This is a genomic window from Clostridium sp. 2218st1_F5_2218SCRN_220325 (genome assembly GCF_039062665.1).
Classification (GTDB): domain Bacteria; phylum Bacillota; class Clostridia; order Peptostreptococcales; family Peptostreptococcaceae; genus Intestinibacter.
This window is the reverse complement of record NZ_JBCLNH010000023.1, coordinates 1-24,290: the sequence shown is the minus strand read 5'-3', so window position 1 is coordinate 24,290 and position 24,290 is coordinate 1. Positions and strand designations below refer to the sequence as shown.

General features: G+C 27.2%; 27 protein-coding genes, 1 riboswitch and 1 other annotated feature. Of the genes, 21 read left to right on the top strand and 6 right to left on the bottom strand.

Going from position 1 to position 24,290, the window contains the following annotated elements; translation table 11 throughout:
* Positions 1–10: 10 nt before the first annotated feature.
* From ABCM86_RS12510 to ABCM86_RS12435, 16 genes are all read left to right on the top strand, one after another.
* Entirely contained in the window at positions 11–943 is a 933-nt protein-coding gene (locus ABCM86_RS12510) for a DMT family transporter (RefSeq protein WP_343004092.1), read from the top strand.
* Positions 944–1,945: a GIY-YIG nuclease family protein gene (locus ABCM86_RS12505; protein ID WP_343004091.1), complete on the top strand. Its 1,002-nt coding sequence runs from the start codon at positions 944–946 to the stop codon at positions 1,943–1,945. It abuts the gene before it with no gap.
* Between the two features lie 27 nt (positions 1,946–1,972).
* Positions 1,973–2,581, top strand: a complete 609-nt coding sequence (locus ABCM86_RS12500) for an NUDIX hydrolase (protein WP_330643955.1) — start codon at positions 1,973–1,975, stop codon at positions 2,579–2,581.
* 89 nt (positions 2,582–2,670) lie between these two features.
* Complete coding sequence (locus tag ABCM86_RS12495; RefSeq protein WP_195931403.1) at positions 2,671–3,180, top strand: flavodoxin domain-containing protein; 510 nt, start codon at positions 2,671–2,673, stop codon at positions 3,178–3,180.
* Between the two features lie 187 nt (positions 3,181–3,367).
* Positions 3,368–4,264: a cysteine synthase A gene (cysK, locus tag ABCM86_RS12490; protein ID WP_195931404.1), complete on the top strand. Its 897-nt coding sequence runs from the start codon at positions 3,368–3,370 to the stop codon at positions 4,262–4,264.
* A 27-nt stretch (positions 4,265–4,291) separates the two neighbouring features.
* A complete protein-coding gene (gene epsC / locus ABCM86_RS12485) occupies positions 4,292–4,861 on the top strand; it encodes a serine O-acetyltransferase EpsC (protein WP_195931405.1) in 570 nt (189 codons plus the stop codon).
* A gap of 84 nt (positions 4,862–4,945) precedes the next feature.
* Positions 4,946–5,137 (top strand): ferredoxin, encoded by a 192-nt coding sequence (locus tag ABCM86_RS12480; protein ID WP_295572384.1) that lies wholly within the window; start codon positions 4,946–4,948, stop codon positions 5,135–5,137.
* 161 nt (positions 5,138–5,298) lie between these two features.
* On the top strand, positions 5,299–5,604 hold the full coding sequence (locus ABCM86_RS12475; RefSeq protein ID WP_295677263.1) for a GIY-YIG nuclease family protein: 306 nt from the start codon (positions 5,299–5,301) through the stop codon (positions 5,602–5,604).
* A gap of 115 nt (positions 5,605–5,719) precedes the next feature.
* A complete protein-coding gene (locus ABCM86_RS12470) occupies positions 5,720–6,766 on the top strand; it encodes an IS1595-like element ISCpe8 family transposase (RefSeq protein ID WP_022071787.1) in 1,047 nt (348 codons plus the stop codon).
* 155 nt (positions 6,767–6,921) lie between these two features.
* The gene (lnu(P), locus tag ABCM86_RS12465; RefSeq protein WP_022071788.1) at positions 6,922–7,422 is read left to right on the top strand and encodes a lincosamide nucleotidyltransferase Lnu(P); all 501 of its coding nucleotides are present in this window, start codon (positions 6,922–6,924) and stop codon (positions 7,420–7,422) included.
* Between the two features lie 256 nt (positions 7,423–7,678).
* Positions 7,679–7,772, top strand: a riboswitch (TPP riboswitch).
* A gap of 239 nt (positions 7,773–8,011) precedes the next feature.
* Positions 8,012–8,815 (top strand): bifunctional hydroxymethylpyrimidine kinase/phosphomethylpyrimidine kinase, encoded by an 804-nt coding sequence (gene thiD / locus ABCM86_RS12460; protein WP_343004090.1) that lies wholly within the window; start codon positions 8,012–8,014, stop codon positions 8,813–8,815.
* 69 nt (positions 8,816–8,884) lie between these two features.
* Positions 8,885–9,667, top strand: a complete 783-nt coding sequence (gene thiM / locus ABCM86_RS12455) for a hydroxyethylthiazole kinase (RefSeq protein WP_295733612.1) — start codon at positions 8,885–8,887, stop codon at positions 9,665–9,667.
* Positions 9,668–9,735: 68 nt separating this feature from the next.
* Positions 9,736–10,398, top strand: a complete 663-nt coding sequence (gene tenA / locus ABCM86_RS12450) for a thiaminase II (RefSeq protein WP_295572372.1) — start codon at positions 9,736–9,738, stop codon at positions 10,396–10,398.
* Between the two features lie 13 nt (positions 10,399–10,411).
* A complete protein-coding gene (gene thiT, locus ABCM86_RS12445; protein WP_295733609.1) occupies positions 10,412–11,026 on the top strand; it encodes an energy-coupled thiamine transporter ThiT in 615 nt (204 codons plus the stop codon).
* 92 nt (positions 11,027–11,118) lie between these two features.
* On the top strand, positions 11,119–11,745 hold the full coding sequence (gene thiE / locus ABCM86_RS12440) for a thiamine phosphate synthase (RefSeq protein WP_343004089.1): 627 nt from the start codon (positions 11,119–11,121) through the stop codon (positions 11,743–11,745).
* A 243-nt stretch (positions 11,746–11,988) separates the two neighbouring features.
* Entirely contained in the window at positions 11,989–12,699 is a 711-nt protein-coding gene (locus ABCM86_RS12435; protein WP_295734324.1) for a hypothetical protein, read from the top strand.
* A 249-nt stretch (positions 12,700–12,948) separates the two neighbouring features.
* On the opposite strand, the gene ABCM86_RS12430 is transcribed toward ABCM86_RS12435, so the two are convergent.
* Positions 12,949–13,434: a hypothetical protein gene (locus tag ABCM86_RS12430; RefSeq protein WP_195930358.1), complete on the bottom strand. Its 486-nt coding sequence runs from the start codon at positions 13,432–13,434 to the stop codon at positions 12,949–12,951.
* A 327-nt stretch (positions 13,435–13,761) separates the two neighbouring features.
* Here ABCM86_RS12430 and ABCM86_RS12425 point away from each other — a divergent pair, with 327 nt between their 5' ends.
* The 3 genes from ABCM86_RS12425 to ABCM86_RS12415 all read left to right on the top strand — a co-directional run bounded on the left by ABCM86_RS12425 (position 13,762) and on the right by ABCM86_RS12415 (position 15,407).
* Complete coding sequence (locus tag ABCM86_RS12425; protein ID WP_343004088.1) at positions 13,762–14,511, top strand: carboxymuconolactone decarboxylase family protein; 750 nt, start codon at positions 13,762–13,764, stop codon at positions 14,509–14,511.
* A gap of 79 nt (positions 14,512–14,590) precedes the next feature.
* Positions 14,591–15,112: a flavodoxin gene (locus ABCM86_RS12420; protein WP_295779137.1), complete on the top strand. Its 522-nt coding sequence runs from the start codon at positions 14,591–14,593 to the stop codon at positions 15,110–15,112.
* A gap of 148 nt (positions 15,113–15,260) precedes the next feature.
* A complete protein-coding gene (locus tag ABCM86_RS12415) occupies positions 15,261–15,407 on the top strand; it encodes a hypothetical protein (protein WP_195930364.1) in 147 nt (48 codons plus the stop codon).
* A gap of 91 nt (positions 15,408–15,498) precedes the next feature.
* Here ABCM86_RS12415 and ABCM86_RS12410 read toward each other — a convergent pair whose 3' ends face one another.
* On the bottom strand, positions 15,499–15,720 hold the full coding sequence (locus tag ABCM86_RS12410; RefSeq protein ID WP_195930366.1) for a hypothetical protein: 222 nt from the start codon (positions 15,718–15,720) through the stop codon (positions 15,499–15,501).
* Positions 15,721–15,875: 155 nt separating this feature from the next.
* On the opposite strand from ABCM86_RS12410, the gene ABCM86_RS12405 reads away from it, so the two are divergent.
* Positions 15,876–17,003 carry a DUF3810 domain-containing protein gene (locus ABCM86_RS12405; RefSeq protein WP_330593246.1) on the top strand — a complete coding sequence of 376 codons (1,128 nt, stop codon included), beginning with the start codon at positions 15,876–15,878 and terminating at the stop codon, positions 17,001–17,003.
* A gap of 129 nt (positions 17,004–17,132) precedes the next feature.
* Positions 17,133–19,007 carry a tetratricopeptide repeat protein gene (locus ABCM86_RS12400; RefSeq protein WP_295677241.1) on the top strand — a complete coding sequence of 625 codons (1,875 nt, stop codon included), beginning with the start codon at positions 17,133–17,135 and terminating at the stop codon, positions 19,005–19,007.
* A 38-nt stretch (positions 19,008–19,045) separates the two neighbouring features.
* Here ABCM86_RS12400 and ABCM86_RS12395 read toward each other — a convergent pair whose 3' ends face one another.
* The 4 genes from ABCM86_RS12395 to thrC form a co-directional block, all read right to left on the bottom strand.
* Positions 19,046–19,981 (bottom strand): magnesium transporter CorA family protein, encoded by a 936-nt coding sequence (locus tag ABCM86_RS12395; protein WP_195930372.1) that lies wholly within the window; start codon positions 19,979–19,981, stop codon positions 19,046–19,048.
* Positions 19,982–20,262: 281 nt separating this feature from the next.
* Complete coding sequence (locus ABCM86_RS12390; protein WP_295677239.1) at positions 20,263–21,213, bottom strand: DMT family transporter; 951 nt, start codon at positions 21,211–21,213, stop codon at positions 20,263–20,265.
* A 146-nt stretch (positions 21,214–21,359) separates the two neighbouring features.
* Positions 21,360–22,253, bottom strand: coding sequence for a homoserine kinase (thrB, locus tag ABCM86_RS12385; RefSeq protein WP_295677236.1), 894 nt, complete (start codon positions 22,251–22,253; stop codon positions 21,360–21,362).
* A gap of 8 nt (positions 22,254–22,261) precedes the next feature.
* Entirely contained in the window at positions 22,262–23,743 is a 1,482-nt protein-coding gene (gene thrC / locus ABCM86_RS12380; protein WP_295677234.1) for a threonine synthase, read from the bottom strand.
* A gap of 235 nt (positions 23,744–23,978) precedes the next feature.
* Positions 23,979–24,208 (bottom strand) — a binding site (T-box leader).
* Between the last annotated feature and the right edge of the window lie 82 nt (positions 24,209–24,290).

Genomic DNA, 24,290 nt, shown 5'->3' with positions numbered 1-24,290 from the left:
GGGGAATATTATGAATAAGGCGACAATAAAAGTATTAATTGCTATGTTACTTTGGGGGAGCCTCGGAGTATTTGTAAAAAATATTTCTTTAGAATCTGTAGAGATATCTTTTTTTAGGGGAATAATAGGAAGTATATTTCTTGGTATTGTTTTACTAATTAAAATGAGAAGTAAGAAAAAATCAGATGAAGATATTTATTTAGAAACTTCAAAAAATGAATATAAAAAGAAAGATAAAAAAAGCATAATAGTGCTTATAATATCAGGCATGGCGATAGGATTTAACTGGGTATTTTTATTTAATTCATATAACTATATAACAGTTGCAAATGCAACTATTGTATATTACTTGGCCCCAGTTATCGTCATATTTGTATCACCTATATTTTTAAAAGAAAAATTAACATCAAAAAAGGTTGTAGCTGTAATATGTGCTATGTGTGGGCTTATATTAATCGTTAAAACCAACACATCTAATGTGAATATAGACTTAACTTCAGGCATAATAAATGCATTTATGGCGGCATGTTTATATGCGAGTGTAATTATATTAAATAAGTTTATAAAAAACGTAGACGACTACAAAAAGACATTTATACAGATTTTTATGGCATCTATGGTGCTTTTGCCTTGGGTTATATACAGAGATAAAATTGTATTTAATTCTATAAAATCTATAATCTTAATACTTGTATTAGGAATAGCACATACAGGAATAGCGTATTGTCTATATTTTTCAGCTATGAAAGACTTAAAAGCGCAGTCTATAGCTATTTTAGGTTATATAGACCCCGTATCATCTGTAGTATTTAGCATATTTTTGCTTAGAGAACCTTTTTCGATATATCAACTTATAGGTGGAGTTATAATTTTATTATCTGCAATAATATCTGAGAAAAAGCCAAAACCTAAAATTATAGAAAGTGAAGAGAAAAATTTATAAATGGAAATTGATTATGAAAAATTTACTTATAAATTAGACGAACTAAAAAATATACCTCAGTCATCAGGAGTATATTTTATGAAAGATAAAGACAATAGGCTGTTGTATATTGGAAAATCAAAAAATCTAAACAAGCGAATAAAAAGCTATTTTCTAAATTCAAGAGATCGCTCTAATAAAATTGAGATAATGATAAAAAATATTTCTCATATAGAGATTATAAAAACAGACACAGAGTTTGATGCACTTTTTTTAGAATGTAAAAATATACACAAATTAAAACCTATGTACAACACACTTCTCAAAAATTACGATAAATACAAATATATATGTTTAGATGAAAAAGATCACAATATAATTAAAATAAAAAATGAAATAGAAGATGACGGAATTTATTTTGGACCGTATTCATTTAAAAAAAAGCTTGAAACTATAAAAGAAATAATTATAAAAATATACAAACTTCCAATATGTAAAAAACAAAATAAATGTATACGCTATGATTTAAATAAGTGTATAGGAGTATGTAGGGGAAATATAGAAAATGATAAAAGATTAGATATAGTAGAAAATATAAAAGACAATTTAAATGGAAAAAGTAATTTTGTAATAGAGAAATTAAATGAAGAGATGAATATAAAAATTCAAAATCTGAAATTTGAAGAAGCAGCAAAAATAAAAGAAGAAATCGATTTATTTTCAGCTATTGTAAAAAAACAAAAACATCTTTTAAATTTAAACAGGGATATAGTATTTTGGATAAAGATAAAAGACTATAAATATAAGATTTACTATATAACATCTTTTGAGATAAATTATGAAAAGATAATCGATGCGAGATATCCAAGTCAGATAAAAAATGTAGCAGATGAAATAAAAGACATTATTTCACAAAAAAAAGTCGAAAAAAGCGCTCTTGAAAAAGAGAAAATAGATTATATAAATATAATAAATCAATATATAAAAAATACAAAAGATAGGGGATATATAATAGTTAAATAATTGTATATCTATGAAAGGGTGAGTAATTTGAACAACAAAATTAAAAATATAAAGGAACTTCACAAAGGGGATTTTATAAGTTTATACGACTTAGAATATAAAAATAAGTTAAATCAAGATAAGCACTGGAGTGTGGCTACTAGAAAAGATAAAGAAGCTTTAGAAGAGTTTTATTTAAAAAATAAAGAAGACAAAGTTGATGCTGTTTGTATAGTTGCATATCATATAAAATATAAAAAATTAGTTATAATAAAACAATTTAGAGTCCCTATAAATGACTACTTATACGAACTTCCAGCAGGTCTTGTAGATAAAGAAGATAAAGATATAATTCAAGCCGTAAAAAGAGAATTAAAAGAAGAGACAGGTTTAAATTTACTTGATATAAACGAAAATTATACAATGGAAAAAGCATATCTTTCACCGGGAATGACAGATGAATCTATTGCATTAGTTTTTTGTACATGTGATGGAGAGTTAAATAAAGACAACTTAGAAGATGATGAAGATATAGAAGCTATGCTAATATCACAAGATAGAGCAAATGATATATTAAAATCAAAAGAAAAAATGGATGTAAAGGCGTTTTTAATGTTACAAAACTTTGCATTATTAGGCGAAAAACTGTTTTTATAAATTAGAAAAAGTTAAAAAAACAAAATAATAAAGGAAAGTCAAAAGATACCTCTAATTATTAATTATTATAAATAATTGGAGGTTTTATTATGTCTAAAACAGTAATCATTTATACAACAAAATACAATACAACAAAAAAATATGCAGGATGGCTTGCGATAAAGATAGATGCTGATTTATATGAACTTTCTGATATAAGGGGATCTGATTTAAAAAACTACGACACTATAATATTTGGCGCACCTATAGAAAATGGATATATAAGAGGTGTTGAGTTTATAAAAGATAATATTCAAAAAATAAAAGATAAACAAATTATTATATTTTATGTGGGCCTAGGCTTATATACATTAGATGAAATCATGCTTTTTAATTTCTTGCCTACATATAAATATAAAAATATAAAATTTTTTGAACTTATGGGAGATTTTAATTATAAAAGATTGAATTTTATGGATAAAATTAGAGTGAAATACGGCTCAGGAAAAATTACTTCTGATTTAGTCGATTTAAAAAAGGATATAAAAAACGCCAAAAAAGAAAATATAAATCCAATCTTAAAATTTTTAGAAGGAAATAAAGATAACAGTTTGATATAAAATAAGTATTTTATATCAACTATTTATAAAATACTTGATAATAATTATCGATATCTAGTAAAAATAATTATTATCAAAATGATAATTTTTTATACCTAAATCCTGGAATTTGGTTGACATATCAAAATGATAATAATATAATATAATTATCAAAATGATAAATGGTAAATAATGGGAGGGTTAGCAAATGATATATTACAACGCTTTAGATTTGATAGGGAATACACCCATTTTAAATTTAAAACAAATAGGATATCCGAACTTATTTGTTAAGCTAGAAAAAACAAATCCAGGTGGCAGTATAAAAGATAGAGCAGCGTTATATATGATTAATGGAGCAGAAGAAAAAGGAATATTAAATAAAGATAGTGTTTTAGTTGAAGCTACAAGTGGCAATACGGGTATTGCTCTTGCAATGGCAGGCAAACTAAAAGGATACAAGGTAATAATTATAATGCCTGAGACTATGAGTATTGAAAGAAGACAATTAGTAAAAGCATTTGGAGCAGAATTAATACTTACAGATGGCTCAAAGGGTATGGCAGGTTCAATAGATAAAGCAAATGAATTATTAGATAAAAACTCAAATTATGTATGTCTAGGGCAATTTGATAATGAAGATAATCCAAAAGCACATTATGAAACCACAGGTCCAGAAATACTAAAAGAAGTAAAAAATGTATCTACAGTTGTTGCAGGAATTGGTTCTGCAGGAACTATAGTAGGAGTAGGAAAATATTTAAAAGAAAAAAATAAAGACATAAAAGTTATTGGTATAGAGCCAAAATCATCACCACTTATAACACAACATCAAGCAGGTCCACATAAAATCCAAGGAATAGGAGCAAATTTTATACCAAAAATATACGACGAAAATATAGTAGATAAAGTTATAACAGTATCTGATGAAGATGCTTATAAAATAGTTAAGCTTATGGCAAATAAACTTGGAATATTAGTAGGAATATCATCTGGTGCTAATATATTTGGCGCTATGAAATTATGTGATGAAAATCCAGATGAGGTTGTAGTTACAGTAGCTCCCGACGGTGTAGACAAATATATGTCTATGGGAATATTTTAAAATTTATAAAGGAAGGTCGTATACAGTATGTTTTATCATGTTAGAAAAGATTTACAATTTATAGTGGACTCAGATCCAGCAGCTAGAAATAAAATAGAATTATTTTTACTTTATCCATCGATTCACGCGATGATTATGTATAGAATATCGCATTTTTTTTATACTAAAAAGAGATTTTTTATAGCTAGATTAATCTCTCAAATATCAAGATTTTTTACACAAATTGAAATACATCCAGGTGCGCAAATCGGCGAAGGAATATTAATAGATCACGGAAGTGGAGTAGTTATAGGAGAAACAGCTATAATAGGAGACAGAGTTACGATTTATCAAGGCGCTACAATTGGGGCAACTGGAAATGAAAATACCTTTAAAAGACATCCGACTATAGGCTCAGATGTAGTAATAGGCTCGGGTGCAAAAATATTAGGTCCAGTTACAATTGGAAATAATGTCAAAGTTGGTGCTAATAGCGTAGTTTTAGAAGATGTACCAGATAACTGTACAGCAGTTGGAATTCCAGCTCAAATAAAAACACGTCGCAAATTTGATGTAGTGGAAAATAATGGAGAATATGTAGCTGATTATGTAATTTAAAAAAATTAAAAACTTTATGAATTAATATTTATATTCTGTAAATAATAAGATAGAAGTTTATAAAATATTCATGGAGGTTTTAATATGAAAGCTAGTGTTGATAAAGATACATGTATAGGATGTGGACTATGTGAATCAATTTGTTCTGAAGTTTTTACACTTGCAGATGATGGATATGCAGAAGCTATTACTTCAGACGTTCCAGAAGATTGCAAAGATGCTACAGTTGAAGCTAGAGACAGCTGTCCAGTTAATGCAATCGACGTAGAAGAATAACAAAGTAAGAAATTAAGTAGTGTCAGTATAATTTTACTGGCACTATTTTTAATTAATAATTAAAAATTAAAAGTACATCAATTTGTATAAATAAATATTTTAAAACTTTAAAAAAAGTTATATATTTATATATAGCTTATAAAATTTATATTGGAGGAAAGATGTACTATACATATATAATAAGATGCAAGGATAATTCTCTATACACTGGTTACACAACTGATGTAAAGAGGCGAATGAGAGAACACCAAACTGGTATAAACAGTAAGTATACCAAATCTAGAGGATTTTCAAATTTAGAGATATATTTTTCATGTAAAACAAAGAGTGAAGCTATGAAATTAGAATATAAAATAAAACAAAAAAGTAGATATCAAAAATTAAATATAATAGAAAATCCAAATGATTTTATAGAAAATTTAAAAAAAGAAGGCTTTATAATTTTAGATTATAGCAAAGATATATAGCTAATTTTAATTTTAGGCTATGTTAGCTAACTTTGTGATTAATTATATCTAAAATAGGCTATAATATAGGTATAAACTATATTTCAACTAATTTGCAGAAAGGATACCTAATATTATGTCAAAAATAGATATAAAAGCTATGATAAAAGATTTAAAAAAGAATGAACTTACAGAGTTAATTTCAGTAGCACAAGAAGTATTAAGTACTTTATTTAATTCTTCTGAAATTAGAGATAATGTTAAAGAAAGTAGATTTTCTAAAGGATACGAATGCCCCAAATGTCAATGTAAAGATGTAAATAAAAATGGGAAATCTAACGGAAGACAAAGATATATATGTAAACGTTGTCGTACAAGTTTTGATGAGTTTACTATGTCTCCATTTTCTAATACAAAATTAGGCTTAGATAAATGGCTAAAATACTGTGAATTAATGATATTAGGACTTTCTATAAGAAAATGTGCTGAAGAAGTCGGAGTAGGTGTTAAAACGTCTTTTTACATGCGTCATAGGATACTTGATGTAATCAATCTATCATTAAAAAATGATAAAGTTGAAGGTATAGTTGAAGTAGATGAATGCTTTATTAAGGAGTCTTTTAAAGGGAATCATTCTAAAAGTACTAAATTTGTAATGCCTAGAAACCCTAGAAAAAGAGGTAAAGGTAAAAATGATAAGAAGAAAAGAGGAATATCAAAAGAGCAGATTTGTATAGAGACAGCAATTGATAGAAAAGGAAATATCCTTATGGGTGCTGTTTGTAATGGCAGAATTACAACAAATCAAATAATTAACTTCTTTGACAATAAAATATGTGAAGATGCTACTTTTTGCGTAGATTCACATAAATCATATATGGCAATAAAGGATAAGTTGAATATAGAGTTAAAGCAAGTTCCTAGGGGAAAATCAATGATAGATAGTGTTTATCATTTACAGCATATAAATGCTCTTCACAGTAGCTTTAAGAGATGGTTAATGACTTTTAATGGTGTATCCACAAAATATATCAATAATTATTTGGCTTGGTTTAAATTTCTACAACTAAGTAAGAAGAATAAAAAGAATGACCGAATTAAAGATATGCTAGTGAATGTAGCTACTAAGGATACATATGTAACTAGAGCCACTATTAGAAATAGATTCATTGAGTTAATATAAAATAAGGAACTTTACTTAGAATTAATGAAACCATTTTATAATTGTAAAATAATTGAATACTTTGTATAATATAATTAAGTTCACAATTGTTATATAATGTGAAGTGAAGATATTATTAATATTATATATAAATAGAAATTTTTAGAGGTGATAAAGTGATTGGAATAAATGATGCTTGTGAAATATTGAGTTGGGCATATAATAATAATATAGAAATATGGTTAGATGGTGGTTGGGGTGTAGATGCTTTACTTGGAAAAGAAACACGTCAGCATAATGACATTGATTTATTTGTAGAAGAAAAAAACTATAATAAATTTATTGAAATAATTAAAAATAAAGGATTTAATGAAATTGTAGTGGAGTATACAAGTGAAGTACATACTATTTGGTCTGATAATAAATTACGAATTATTGATTTACATATGTTTAAAGATAACTGTGATGGAACCATATGTTATGAAGGCGAAGTTTTTCAAAAAAATATATTCGATGGTGTTGGAAAAATAGGAAATATTATGGTTTCTTGTATAAATGCTAAAAATCAAGTCTTATTTCACTTAGGGTATGAATTTGGAGAAAGTGATATTCATGATGTAAAATTATTATGTAAAGAATTTAACATTCCAATACCTAAAGAATATGAAAATTTTTAAATTAGCGATAAATTATAATCTGTAGATTTAATAATATTACTATATCACGAAGAATTTATAATAAGTCATAAAAACAACCACATCTTATAATTCAATGTATTGAAAAGTCTAAGGCGTGGTTGTTTTTATGTCATATCTATCACGAAGATGGCTAACATAGCCTAATTTTAAAACAAATATATATTTTTATATATCTAAAAAATTTTATTGACAAATAAAAAAATAAATACTAATCTAGTATTAGATACAACAAAAATATAAGTGCTAGGGGAGCCATGTGCTGAGAAGTTTTACTGACCCTCAAACCTGATCTGGATAATGCCAGCGTAGGAAAGCATACGGAAAAAGTTATTTATTTAGAATTTATTTAGATATACTCAATTTTAGTATATTTAAAAATTATAATTAAAAAATAGAAAGTATGCTGTACCTATCGGTACAGCTTTTTTTATTTTCAGGAAATTATACATTATTTGGTTTTTAGATGATTTATAATTTCCAACTTATTAATTTAAGCAAGGCAATCTACGATTCGTTGGCGCCATGAACGTAGTGAATTTTTTTATGAAATTTAGTTAGGAGGTAGGATATGAGAAATTATAAAATTCCAACACTTACAATAGCTGGGTCTGACTGTTCAGGAGGAGCTGGGATTCAAGCTGATTTAAAGACATTTAGTGCTATTGGGACTTATGGAATGAGTGTTATAACCGCTATAACAGCTCAAAATACAGAAGGTGTGTTTGATGTAGAAGAGCTTTCAAAGGATATAATAAAGGGACAATTAAAGGCTGTATTTGAAGATATTTATCCAAAAGGTGTAAAAATTGGTATGGTGTCAAGCCCTGAGATTATTTTGGAAATAGCTGAAAATTTAAAAAAATATAATCCAGAAATTGTAGTAGTAGACCCTGTTATGATATCTAAAAGTGGATACTCACTTTTGAGACCAGAAGCTAAAGAAAATCTAATTAAATACTTAATACCTATGGCGTATTTAGTTACTCCAAATGTTCCAGAAGCAGAAGAAATTACTGGAATAAAGATAGAAAATGTTGAAGATATGAAAAAAGCGGGTAAAGAAATATTAAACCTAGGACCTAAATATGTGCTTATGAAGGGTGGACATTTAGATGGTGATGCTGTAGATATTCTTATGGGTGAAAACTTATTTGAAGTATTTTCATCAGAGAGAATAAATAAAAAAAATACACATGGAACAGGTTGCACATTATCTTCTGCAATAACTTCACACATAGCGCTTGGATATGATGTAATTGAAGCTGTTAGACTTAGTAAGATATACATAACAGAAGCTATAAGACATAGTTTTGAAATAGGTCATGGAGTAGGACCTGTAAATCACTTTTATAAATTTGAAAAAGTAGATTAATTGAATTTATAAAAAGTTTTATAGTATTTAAAAAATAATATAACTAAATAAAAATAGGGGAGATTTAAAATGTATAAATTAATAGATAAAGTAAAAGAATTAAATCCATTAGTATTACATTACACAAATAATGTAACGATAACAGATTGTGCAAATATGACTTTAGCAATAGGAGCTAGTCCTTTAATGAGCTTTTCATATGAAGAAGTAGAAGATATGGTTTCAATTGCAAGTGCTGTTGTTATAAATATAGGAACTATGAATTCATCATACTTAGATTTATTTATAAAAGCAGGAAAAGCAGCAAACAAATACAATAAGCCAGTAGTTTTAGATCCAGTTGGTGTTTTTGCAAGCAAAGCTAGAGGTGAGCTTACTAATAAATTATTAAACGAAGTAAACTTCACTGTAGTTCGCGGAAATATATCAGAAATTAAATTTATAGGTGGACTTGACGTTGCTGGAAAAGGTGTAGACTCATTTGATGATGGTTCTGATGCATCAGAAATTGTAAAATCAGTAGCTAAAAAATTAAACTGCACAGTAGTAGCATCTGGTATAACAGATTTAGTAAGTGATGGTGAAAAAGTATATAAAATATTTAACGGAACTTATAAACTTAAAAAAATAACAGGAACAGGTTGTATGTCTTCAAGTTTAATTGCTAGTTTCTTGCCTTGTACTGATAAGCCTATAGAAGCTGCATTTATGGGTACTTTAGCTATGAGTTTAAGTGGAGAACTAGCAGATGTTACAAATCCTGGTGTTGGAACTTTCAAAACTTATTTATTCGACAATATAGATTCATTAGACGTAAATACTTTTGAAAAATATGCAAAAGTAGAATTATAAAAACTTAAAATACAAGATATTTCAAAAATACAGATATATTTAAGTTGTTTAGTTTTGAGGAGAAAGATATGTTATTTACAGATTATTTATATGAAAGCAGTAAAGAAATATGGGATAAATATTTAGAGCATCCTTTTTTAGTAGAACTTGGTGAAGGGACATTAGATAAAGAGAAATTTAGAAAATATCTAATTCAAGATTACCTATATCTAATAGAATACGCAAAAGTATACGCTATGGCCTGTGTGAAAAGCAGAAATATGAAAGAGCTTAAAAAGTTTTACAGTGGTATTGGAGGAAGTATTGAGACAGAAACAGCAAACCATATAATGTATTTAAAAGACTTTGGCGAAAACATAGAAGATATGGAATTTAAGTATAAATTAAATATGACAAATGAAAGTTATACAAGCTATATGAAGTCTATATCAATTACAGGGACTATAGAAGAAATAGTGGCAGCTGTACTTCCATGCACATGGAGCTACAATTATATAGGTTTAAAATTAAAAGAAAAATATAAAGATAAATTAGAAGGAAACTTTTTTGAAAGTTGGATAGAAACTTATGCAAGCGACGAATATGTTGCTTTTAAAAATGAATGGCTAGATTTTACAAACGAGATTTGTCAAAATCTTTCAGATAAAACAAAAGAAAAATTAAAAGATATATTTATAAGAGCCAGTATATACGAATTAGAATTTTGGGATATGGCTTACAAAGGAGAATAAGGAGGAAATTATTATGAATATGAATTATATATACGTAGCACTTTGTTTTATACCTCTAGTTTTATATATAATAAAACTTAGAAACTTTGAATTAACTGTTAAGAAAATGGTAGTTATAGCGATGTTTTCTGGATTATCATTTATACTTAGCAAAATAGTATTTATACAATATCCACAAGGTGGAAGTATTAACTTATTATCATCACTACCTATACTTTTAATCGGTCTTATATACGGGCCAATTGAAGGTATGACAACAGGTCTTATAACTGGTGTTTTAGGATTATTTGGAGGATATATAATTCACCCAGTACAATTATTCTTAGATTTTATAATACCACCTATGATTTTAGGTCTTAGCGGAATGTTTGGATCTAACTCAAGAGTAAAAGTATTTTTCGGGTGCTTAATCGTAGTATTTTTAAAATGCTGTGTACACGTAGTATCAGGAGTTGTGTTCTTTGCATCATATGCAGAGCAATTTAATATGGGACCATGGTTATATTCAATAGTATATAACTTCTCTTGTGCAGGTGTAGAAGGCTTTTTAAGCTTAATAGTAGCGACTATATTACCGCTTGAAAAAATTAAAAGAGAAGCTAATAAAGGTCATAAAGCAAGTGCATAAGAAAATATTAATTAAAAAATATAGTACAAATTAAAAAATAGAAATTTATACAATAAGAAATAAATTAGTTGTAAGTTTAATCGGAGGGAAGTATGAAGGAAAATTTAAGAGATGACTTAAAAATGTATTTGATAACTGATTCAGATATATTAAAAGGTCGTGATTTTTATAAATGTATAGAAGATGGGCTAAAAGCTGGGGTTACTATGCTTCAACTTCGTGAAAAAAACGCAGACGGCGGCGAATTTTTAGAAAAAGCACTTAAATTAAGAGAGCTTACTAAAAAATACAACGCAAAATTTATAATAGACGACAGAATAGATATAGCACTACTTTGTGATGCAGACGGAGTACACGTTGGACAAAGCGATATAGATGCTAAAAGTGCTAGAAAACTAATAGGGGAAGATAAAATCCTAGGCGTATCAGCAAGAACTATTGAGGAAGCAAAACGTGCAAAAGAAGACGGAGCAGATTACATTGGAATAGGAGCAATGTTTAGCACAAGCACAAAATTAGATGCAAAGAGCGTATCTTTTGAAACATTAAAAGAAATAAAAGACAATGTCGATATTCCATTTGTATTAATCGGCGGAATTAATTTAGACAATGTAGGTCAGTTAAAACAATTTAACCCAGATGGATATGCGATAATATCTGCAATATTAAAAGAAGAAGATATATATGCAGAGGTTAAAAAATGGCTTGATGTAATTTAATATTTAAATTTTGAAAATACCGTAGACCAAATTTATAAGATGGTTTGCGGTATTTTTTTAATTAAATATAATATATAGTATTTTAGATACTGTAATTTTAAAAAATTTGTAAAAATTCGTAATCAAAAAAGGAATTTTTATATGTAATGTAAAATTAATAAGATATATAGAAAAGTATTTAGATGGCATTAAAAGTTTGTATTTCATAAAATATAGAAAAAACTTTTAAAAGGAGGGAGTTGTATGAACATAAATGAATATAATAACCTTTTAAATAAATACATTAAATTATTATTTGAGAAAAATAAATTGATAATGAGAGATGCGCCTTATACAGAATCAAAATTTTTATTTCATTTTGGGGACTTGATGATAGAAGAATTAAAACATAATAAAAATATAAAAGAACTTAGAATAAAACAAAATATTTATGAAAATTACTTTGGTTTAAAAAGGGAAAAAGAAATAAAAAATATACAACAAGAAATAGATAGACAAACTGGAATTTTATCTAAACAAATTTGTGAATTAGAAGTAAAATGTGAAAAATCAAAAGAAGTGTTGAGTCTTAGAGAAAAAAATAAAGGTAAAAAAGACTTGCTAGATTCATTATTTTTAGATGTGATATCTGTTATGCATCCATCGATATACAGTCTAAAAAGCAATAATTTATGGGAGAGAGCTAAAAATGCTTATCTAAATTACGATGATACAACTCTTATGTTGCTTAAAAACTTAAAAGTCAATAAGAGAAAAGATTTAAACATAGCTGACTTAAAAAACGATATATTTTTACTACAAAATGAGATAATATGCATGAAAAGAAGATATCCTTATTATTTAGAAAACAACCTTTTAAGTAGTGAATGGGTAGAATCATATAATAAAGAGATAAATACAAGAATAAAAAAATTACAAGTTGAAGAAAAACAAATTTTTGAAAAGCTTGTTTAAATTACATGAAAACGTTTTATGTTAAAGGGTGCATCCTAAGTAATTTATAAAGTAGAGCGTTATCAAGGACGCTAAAAAGGTTACAAAGACATATTAAAAGTTGATTTCTGAATTAAAAAGGAATCAACATCATACAGAGTTTCTTTCAGAGAAAGAAATAATTATAAATAAACCCTATACATATAGGCACTTTTTCTAGTGTCTTGTGTATAGGGTTTATTTATAATAAATCGGTTATAATCAATTTAATTATTTTCTATATGCAACTTTTATTATGCATAGGTATCCTGCTATACCACCGCATATAGCACATATAGTTCCTTTGAATATCATCATTTGCATAACTGTAAGTGGAGCTATGTTAAATAAGAATACTATTATTGATGATAATATTATTGTTAAAGCACAAGTAACAAGTCCTATTATTATAGAGAACACAAATAAGTGATTTGGAAGATATTTTTCAAATTTGTGTACACCTTCTTGTGAGCTAAATTTACCTTTTTCTAAATCTTTAGCAGTTAAAGGCATAACTATAAGTGCTAAAAGGAATCCTAATAAGAATGTAGTAAATGTAAGGTCTTTTATTATATCAGCACTACCAAACATAGCGTCTGGATGAGATTTCTCCATAAGATAGAATATTCCTGCATTTATTAAACCATTTATAATACCATATCCGATAGTACATTTTGATAAAAGATAACTTTTAAAATTGTTTTCTGTATTTGACATGACTTTCTCCTTTTAAATTTCTTTTTTTTTATTTTTCCTAATTTATAAAATAATATTACTTTAAATTAAACTTTTAAAATCTTTTGTTGACATGAAGTTAACTCTAAGTGCTACACTGTAAATAAGTGATTTATTTTACATTAAAAATTGATATTATGGATCCTTGTAATAAAAATTTCTTGTAAAATAATTAGAATTAATTCAGAGCATAAATGCTATTATAGCACAATGAATTAGAATTTGTTTCTTGAAAAAATTGGATGAGTTCAATTCCCATAAATGGAATAATTATTTAAATTAGGTGTAAAATGTTAAGTAGGTATAATTATGGCAATATCAGATTTTGCAAAGGAGTATAATGATAAAATGTTTCCAGGGTATAAATCAAAACTATATGATACAGACCCAGAATTTTTAGAGTTATTTGATAATTTTACTTTTGATGAGGTTACAAATCAAAATGACTTAGACGACCATACTAAGTTTATGGCTATATTAGCTACACTTCTAGGCTGTGGGGGAATTGATGAGTTTAAGATGATGCTTCCAGCAGCTTATAATTTTGAGGTTAGTCCTGTAGAGATAAAAGAAATTGTATATCAGTCGGTTGCGTATTTAGGAATCGGTAGAGTACGCCCATTTTTAGATGCAGTAAATGAATTTTTAACTAAAAAAGGTATAAAATTACCATTAGAAGGACAAGCTACAACAAATAGGGAAAATAGAGTAGAAAAAGGAAATGAAGCTCAAGTAGCTATATTCGGGGAAAATATGAGAAACTTCCAAAATATTGGAGATGAAGATACTCGCCATATAAATAAATGGCTAGCAGGTAATTGTTTTGGGGATTACTATACAAGAAATGGACTTAACTTAAAACAAAGAGAGATGATAACTATGTGCTTTCTTCTAGCTCAAGTAGGATGCGAAATGCAACTTAAATCTCATATCCAAGGAAATCTAAATATAGGAAATGATAAAGACTTCTTAATAAAAGTAGTATCACAATGTATGCCGTTTATAGGATATCCTAGAACATTAAATGCACTTAATATAATAAAAGAAGTTGCAAAATAATAAAAAAAGGTATACATTTACTATATATACTAAATGTATACAGTATAGTTTATAATTAAAATTTATAGGAGATGTTAATATGGCAAATATTTTAACAGTATACTACTCTAAAAAAGGTGAAAACTATTTTGATGGAAAAATAAAAAGTATATCAAAGGGAAACACAGAAATAATAGCAGAAATGATTCAAAAAAATGTTGGAGGAGATATATTCGAAATAGACAGAGCTATACCATACCCAAATAACTATAAAGAATGTGTCAAAGAGTCTGTAAAAGAAATGAAAGAAAATGCAAGACCAAAGTTAAAAGAGTATCTAGATAATTTAGATAAGTACGATACAATATTTGTAGGTTATCCAAGTTGGTGTGGAACTATGCCTATGGTTTTATTTAGTTTCTTAGAAAATTACGATTTAGAATCCAAAACTATAATTCCTTTTTGCACAAATGAAGGCAGTGGAATGGGAAGTAGTGAAGCAGACCTTAGAAGAATTTGTAAAGGAGCTAAAGTATTAGATGGCTTATCTATAAAAGGATCTGAAGCCTCAAAATCTGAAGAAATAGTGAGCAAATGGGCAAAACAAAGAGCTTCATTATAATTAAATAAAATAAAAACTTATAAATTGTAATAAAAATTTAGGAATTTGTTAATTTTATTTAAATCTAAGTACATAAATTTTCTGTATTATACTTTTAAGAGTTATGTTAATATAATGTATAAAGACTTATTTGTATGGAGGGAAAGATATGACTATAGATTTATTATTTAGAATAGCGCTTTTAATTGTAGTAGCGGGAATAGCGATAAAATTATTGAAGTTTGTATCAGGAGTAGTATTTAAAGTAGCACTAGTAATGGTGGTTGTACTATTCTTTATTCAACTTATAAAATAAAGGTCTTGTTACAGTTGAAAGTATCGATATATAATTTAAAAAGGTGTAGTTTTATAGAAATATAATTTCTGTAAAGCTACACCTTTTAAACTTATCTTAAATCAATATAAGCATCTATTTGAGGAATAAATATCATATTATCTTTTATATGTGTATTTCCAAATTCTTTTAATTCACTTCCGGCTTCATCTTTAGTTATTTTATATCTAACTGTATTGTCGTCTTTTATTTCACAGTGAAAATACATCCCTTCGTATTGTTTAAATCTAAAGTTGTACTTGTCTCTTGTCAGTTTTATTTTTATGTTGTTCATATATTCACCTACTGTATTTTATTATAATTATTAGTATATATTTATAGTATTCTAATATATACAAATTTTATTATACCTTATAATAACACGAAGTTTTTAACTTATCTATAGAATAAATTAAAACTTTCGTGCTATTATTATTTTAAAAGTTAAAAATGGAGGGAAAAATGAAGAAATTTAGGATAAGCGCGTATATACTCTTTATTATATCGCTTTTTATAAAGTATATATCGTCAAAGTACAGCTATTTAGTAGAAAATTACTATTCTAAAAAACTAGACATATATATAGTGAAATTTTTGAGCAAGATAAATTCTACATTTGATTTTTCGTATTTTGAGATACTTATATATATTTTTGTACTTTCGATATTAATTTCTATAATTTATTTGGCAGTTAAGCTATTTAAAGATAAAAAATCGTTTTTTAATAGTTTGAAAAATATACTTTTAAATTATTTGGCGTTTATATGTTTTATGTATTTTTTATTTATAGTATTATGGGGAATTAATTACAATAGAGTAGGATTAGAAGAAAGTATAAAAACAGAATATAAATCTAGTGTAAATAAAAAGGATATATCTAATATTGCATTTGACAAAAATGATTTAGAAGAATTATACAGTTATTTGATTGAAAAATGTAATGAAAGTAAAAAAATAGTGAATAATTCTAATAATGAATTAAATAAAGATATTAAAAGTATTAAAAATATGATTTCTACTTTACAAAGTGCATATGATAATGTAGAGCTTTTAAATCTAAATAAGCAAGGAAATTACTCAAAAGCTAAGATAATATTAAATTCAAACTTACTTTCATATACTAGTATAACGGGTATTTATTCACCATTTACAGGTGAAGCTAATATAAATATAAATCAGCCATTAACTAGTATGCCATTTACTATATTACATGAAATGGCACACCAAAGAGGGTATGCAAATGAAAGTGAAGCCAATTTTTTAGCTTATATAGCTTGTATAAATAACGAAGAGCCATATGTAAATTATTCGGGATATTTTATGGCGTTAAAATACACCGCTTCTGCACTTAGCAAAGTAGATTACGATAAATTTAAATCTATGACAGAAAAAATAGATAAAGATGTTAGATACGACTTAATAAGTTATTCATCATTTTGGGAAAAATACGAAGGTAAAGTGAACAAAGTATCAGAGAATATGAACAATGTCTATCTAAAGTCAAATAGAGTAAAAGAAGGAACTCAAAGCTATGGAAAAGTAGTAGATTTATTGCTTTTATATTACTATTTATATTGAAATAATTACATTTTTATTAAATTTTGGGTTTTGGAAATAAATAAAATATATTTTAGTATATAATATTTTATAGTATGAGTGTGTTATTATAATTATAAAATAGAAGTAAAATAGGAGAATGAAGTGAAAATGAATAAATTTTCAATGAAGAAAAAGGGTAAAGAAGTACCTACAGAAGCAGTCATAGCTTATAGCAAAGCTAATATGTTTGAGAAGATAGGGAAAAAAGATCAAGCTATACAATCTTACATAATCGCTGGAAATCAAAATCACGTAAAAGCACAATATAGATTAGGGGAGCTTTATTTAGAAAGAAAACAATATGTTGAAGCTGAAAAGTGGTTTTCTTTATCATATAAAAACGGAAAAGAAGACTCTGCTTTTGATTTGGGAAATATGTACTACAATATTGAGGGATATGAGTATGCACTTTATTGGTATGAAAAACAGGCTTTAAATGGAGATTTAAGATGCCAAAACAATTTAGGAATTGTCCACTTTAAACTTAGAGATTTTCATAATGCAGAAAAGTGGTTAAAAACTGCTGCACATGGAAATGATGGAGTGGCGTGTTTTAATATAGGGAATTTATATATGGCACTAGAAAGAGAAGAAGATGCTATAGAATTTTATAAAAAAGGTCATATATTAGGTAATAACGAATGTAAATACAATTTAGCTATCTTATATATGCAAAAGAACATGGAAAAAGAAGCAGTTAGCTTATATAAACAGCTTTATAAAAGTGGATATGAAAAAGGATGTTACAATTTAGGTTTATATATGGAAGCTAACGGAAACATCGACGACGCAATAAGATATTATAAAAAAAGTGCAGACAAAGGCCATGTTGAGTCACAGTATAGACTGGCGTATTTATATGATGAAAAAGATCTATATGAAGATGCTATAGATTACTATAAAGAAGCGATAGACTCTAATCACAGTATGGCTAAGTTGAGACTGGGGAATTTATATAATAGAAAAAACACAATTGAAAGTGCAAAATTGTATTATGATTTAGCGTCTAATGATTCATTAGTAGAAGCTAAAAATAATTTTGCTGGACTTTATTTTGAAGAAAAAAATTATGAAAAAGCTATAAAATACTATGAAGAAGCAATAATGGATGGTTGTAAAGTAGCTGTAGAGAACTTGGGAGACTTATATTATCAGACAAAAGATTATCAACAGGCTATATCATATTATTTGAGAAATTCAAATTTTGTAACTTGTCAAAAGAAATTAGCTGATATATATGTAGAAGCTGAAAATCTAGACGAGGCTATTTTATGGTATAAAAAAGCAGCAAACAATAACGACAAAGAATCTAGTTATAAAGTAGGTCTTATATACGAAGATTTAAATAATTTAGAAGAAGCTAAAAAATACTATCTAATGGCTACTGATGAAAATCATCTAAATGCCAAATTACATCTTGGAAGAATATATTACGAAGAAGGTAACTTAGAAGAATCTAAAAAGATGCTAGATGTATGTGCAAATGAAAAAAATGCATATGCAGAGCATATGGTTGGATTAATATACGAAAATTATTATAACGACCATACAAATGCTAAGTATTGGTATGAAAGATCAAAAAATCAAGGTCTAGTAGAATCTATATTTAACTTAGGTCAGATAAGTCTTAAATTAGAAGATGATGAAGTGGCTAAAAAATACTTCAAGCAAGGTGTAGAACTTGGAAATAGGGACTCTGAATATATGTTAGCTGGTCTTTATCTTAAAAAAGGCAGAACTATGTATAAAGAATTAGCAGATGAAGGTTTGTTTAACAGCAAGGATATATACGACAGTATACCAGAGTTTAAATTAAACACAGATAGCTTCTTAGTTCCTAAATTCGTCGAATTTATAGAGACTAAAATTGAAGAAGAGGAATATATTCCAAATTATATATTAGATATACAAGAAGATTTGAGCAATAAATATGAAAAGAGAATAGACAAGATGCTAGTCGAAAATAGACTAGGATATAAATAGTAAAAAAGGAGCGTTTTCGCTCCTTTTAATATATATAATTACAGTAATTTATTTTTTGATAATAATATCGTAAGAATTAAGCATATTACAGTCGTAATTAAAAGTATAATCCAAAATCCATAAGGGTCGGTTTCAAACGGAAGATTTGCAACATTCATTCCAAAGAATCCAGATACGATTGTTGGAATAGAAAAAATAAATGTAACGACTGTTAAAAACTGCATTACGTTATTTTGGTTATTGTTTATAATTGCGCTAAATGCATCCATGATTCTACTTAAGATATCTCCATATATAGTAGCCATTTCAACTGCCTGTTTGTTTTCGATTATTACATCTTCAAGTAGATCTTCATCTTCTGGATATTTTTTAATAGCTGAAGTTCTAAGCAGTTTTTGAAGAACTAATTCGATAGACTTTAGCGATGTTGAAAAGTAAATTAAAGATTTTTCTAATTCTAGAAGTTGTAGAAGTTCTTTATTCTTCATAGAATTATGGATTTCACGTTCTATTTCTATAGTTAATTTGTTTATTCTTCTTAGATATAATAAATAATATGTTGCATTTTTATATAAAATTTGAAGAATAAATCGTGTCTTTTTAAATGTGAAAAACTCCTTAATATGTCCAACTATAAAGTCATTTAAAAGTCTACTTTGAGCAGTACATACTGTCAAAATACATTCATCCATTAAAATAATACCTAAGGGAATTGTAGAATAGTGAGCTGAAGAAGAGTCACTTTCATCTATAGGTATATCAATAAGAATTAATGTATGATTGTCCTCAACTTCGATTCTTGAACGTTCTTCTTCGTCAAGGGCCGCATTAATACTATCTATATCTAAATCTAAAATATTAGATAATTCGCTTATTTCTTCATTAGTAGGTTCGACTAAATTCACCCAACATCCGTCTTCGTATGAATTTAGCTTTTCCAGTTTGCCTTCAATAGTTTTATAATATCTTATCACGATAACACTTCCTTATTCAGTTATATATTTAGTGCACTTATATATCTATAAATGACTAAAATTTATAACAAAATAAGTAGTCATTTATAGGTAGACAAGTGAAAAATTAATTGACGATATACTCAAGGGACTAGCGTCCATTTTCATCACTCTCCTATAAATCTAATTTTGATATTTTTCTACCTTAAAATAGGATAACCTGTTTAAGAAAATAAATCAAGTTAATTTTGATATAAAGCCTTCCTTATAATGTATAAAATTATAATTTTAAAGTAATTACTTTAAGTATTTTTTGTCTTTGGCTTATTTACAATATAAATTCCAAAGCAAACTAAGATAAGTGCAGATATATTTTTAAGATTAAAGACATCTTCTGATAAAATAAGTGCAGATAGTATAGTCCCAAAAATCGGTGTTAAAAAATTAAAAATAGACACTTTACTTACAGGGTTATATTTAAAAAGTGTAGTCCAAAGGCTAAATGCTATTGATGATAAAAGCGCAAGATATAAAAATAACATAAAAGCAGAAGTAGATGTGACCTGAAGTTTTCCGCCTCCAATAAGTCCAAATACTATAAGTATAAATCCTCCTATAAGAAGTTGATAACCAGTAACTATCATAGGATTAGATTCTATTTTGGTAGCTTCTTTGCTTATTATTGAGCCGATTGCAAAGGCAAGCGCCGAAATAATTAAGCAACCTTCACCTAAAAAGCTACTTTGGCTATTTACATCTCCACTTAGATTGACTATTATAATTCCTAAAAATCCTACAATACAACCAAGGGTTTTTCTAAAAGTAAGTTTGTCGTCTTTGTAGAAAAAGTGGGCTAATATAACCATCATAAAAGTAGATGTAGGGTTTAGTATAGCTCCTTTAAATCCAGACGCATACGAAAGCCCTATATAAAAGAATATATATTCTAATGTAGTTTGGATAAAGCCTAAAATAACAACTGATTTTATAGCTTCTTTTTTTAATTTTGGAAATTTCTTTTGAATACAAGCTGTTATTAATAAAACTATTATTCCCGCTAAGAAAAATCTCCAACCTGCAAATAATATTTTTGAAAAAATATCGTCTACAGAAATATTAAATAATTCGTATCCAAGTTTTACACAAGGAAAGGCACTTCCCCATAAAGCAGTACAAAAGATACAACATATAATTATGTTTATATTCTTTTGAAAAAAGTTTTTGTTTTGGTCAGTGTTTAGTATTTCTTCCATAAATCCTCCTCAAAATTTCCTAAATAAAAGCCTTCCAAAATAGGAAAGCTTTTATTAAACACATTTTATAAATAATATAATTATATATATGATGAGTATATATATTTATATTATAATGCAAAATTATAAATTTTAAAATTTCTAAATTAAACTTCTCTACAATAAGCTCCATTAGGGTCGCAGTGTAAGTCTAGTATTTGCCATTTATCTTTTAAAGTAGATAAATAAGAATTCATCTGATCTAGTATTTTATCGTCGCTATCTTTAGCTATAGTCATAATAGTTGGTCCAGCGCCACTTAAAAATGTACCAAGTGAATCTAATTTATTTGCATATTTAACGATATCGTCGTAATTATTTATTAAATGGCTTCTATAATCTTGATGGAATTTATCTTTGCATGCAACTTTGACTAAGTCTAAGTTGTTTTTAGTAAATGCAGCGATTAAAAGTGCACATCTAGATACATTAAATACACCGTCTTTATGTGGTATTTGTTTTGGAAGTACAGCTCTTGCTTTTTCTGTTGAAAGCTCAAAATCAGGAATCATAGCCAAAAATCTTATTCCTTTTGGAACTTCTATTGATTCATGATATAAATTATTATCTTCCATAAATGCTATTATCATATTTCCATATATAGCAGGAGCGACGTTATCTGGATGACCTTCAAGCTCTATAGCTAATTTAAGTATTTCATCTTTGCCTAAATTAGCTTCTGATAGGATATTTGCAGCCATAAGACCTGCAACTATACAAGTTGAGCTGCTTCCAAGACCTCTACATATTGGAATATTATTTTCAAATGTTATTTTTATACCTTTTGGTATTTTTTTAGGTTTGACTTTGTCGTAAAAGAAAAGCATAGTTTTATAAACTAAGTTGTCTTCGTTTGCAAACTCTTCTTCACATCCTTCAAAGAATAGCCCACTTTCTAATTCTTCAAAAGTAAATTTGTTAAATAAATCTAAACATAGTCCAAGGCAGTCGTATCCTGGACCTATGTTTGCGCTTGTAGCTGGTACATAAACTTCTAACATATAATCACCTATTTCCCTAAAAATTTTAATATCTCAGATTTAAGCTCATCTTTTTCACAAGTAGTATTGTGTTTTATTTCTAAGCTTTTTAGCTCTTTTATCGGTCCAGGTATTTGAGTGTGGCTCAAATCTGATAATTTATTTATTATATCAAAATCATCTAAATTACTATCTACATCAGATAGTGAACTAAGCACGTCTTTACTGAATTTATAAGGACTTGCTGTACTTACTATTACAGTTTTTGAAGAGTCATTTGTTTCTTTTATGTATTTTTCATAACAAGAATACGCAACAGCAGTGTGTGTATCTATTAAATATTTATATTTATCAAAGACATCTTTTATAGTTTTATCTACAGTATCTTCTAAAGCGTATTCTCCATAGAAAGAAGATAAGTTTGCTTTCATATTCTCATCTATTTTATAAACTCCTTTAGTATTTAAATCGTTTATTAATTTATTTACTTTTTTAGAATCTCTATCTGATATTTCAAATAATAATCTCTCTAAATTACTAGAGATAAGTATATCCATAGATGGAGAAGTTGTTAATATAAGATCTCTGTTTTTATCGTAAACACCCGTTTTGAAAAAATCATAAAGAACGTTGTTGTCGTTTGATGCACAGATAAATTTATTTACAGGAAGACCCATTTGTTTTGCATAATAACAAGCTAGTATATTTCCAAAGTTTCCTGTTGGGACTACAAAGTTTATCTTTTCTCCTAAAGTTATTTCATTTTCTTTTACAAGTTGTAAATATGAATAGAAGTAGTATACAACTTGTGGAGTTAGACGTCCTATATTTATTGAGTTTGCTGATGATAATATATATCCCTTTTGTCTTAAGTCATTATTAAACTCTTTATCTGAAAATATGTTTTTTACGCCAGTTTGTGCGTCGTCGAAGTTTCCGTTTATTCCGACTACAAAAGTATTTTTACCTTTTGTAGTTTTCATTTGAAGTTTTTGTATAGAGCTAACTCCGTTTTCTGGGAAAAATACTACGATTTTTATTTTATCTACATCGCTAAAGCCTTCAAGAGCAGCTTTTCCAGTATCTCCAGAAGTTGCAGTAAGAATAACTACTTCTTCTTGTAAGTTATTTTTTTTAATTGCAGTTTTTAAAAGATAAGGCATTATAGTGAGTGCCATATCTTTAAATGCACATGTAGGCCCATGATATAATTCTAATACGTAGTTTTCTCCTACTTTACTTATTGGTGCTATTTTTTCTGTATCAAATTTTTCGTCATAAGCGCTTTCGATACAGTATCTCAACTCTTTTTCAGAATAATCAGTTAAAAATTCTTTTAAAATAACATAAGCAAGTTCTTTATAATCTAAATCTACTAGTTTTTTTAATTCACTACTTAGATCTTTAAAGCTAGAAGGTACATAAAGTCCTTTGTCGCTTGATAACCCTTTTATTATCGCCTGAGATGCTGTTATTTTTTCGTTATTACCCCTTGTACTTAAAAAATACATTATTTTACCCCCTGTGTATTTCTTTATAATAAGAAAATCTATATTTTAATATATAATCTAGATTTTCTTATTATAGACAATAAATATAATTTTTTTATAACACATAGGAAATTATATTCCTTTAAAATTGTGGATAATTATAATTTCCGTACATGTGTTTCAAAGAAATCTACCTTATGAAAGGTATTTAGAATAAAGATTTCTTTATGCTTATTAAAAAACTCCCGTCCCTAAAAATAGGGACGAGAGTATAATTCCCGCGGTTCCACCCAAATTGATTTAATATAAATCCACTTGAACTTGTAACGTAAGCTAAACGTCAAATCTTACTAAAATCTATAAAGATAACTTCGGATAGAAGCTCATAGGTAGTCTTCAATTTCTCAAGTTAAGGAAATCTTTCAGCCTATGAATTTCCCTCTCTGATAACCGCACTAAATTTACTTTCCTAATCATTGCATTTTTAATATTTATTATGTATAAAATTTTAAAATATTAACTAAGTAAAGTCAAGAAAAAATTGGAAATATTCACATAAATTAATAAG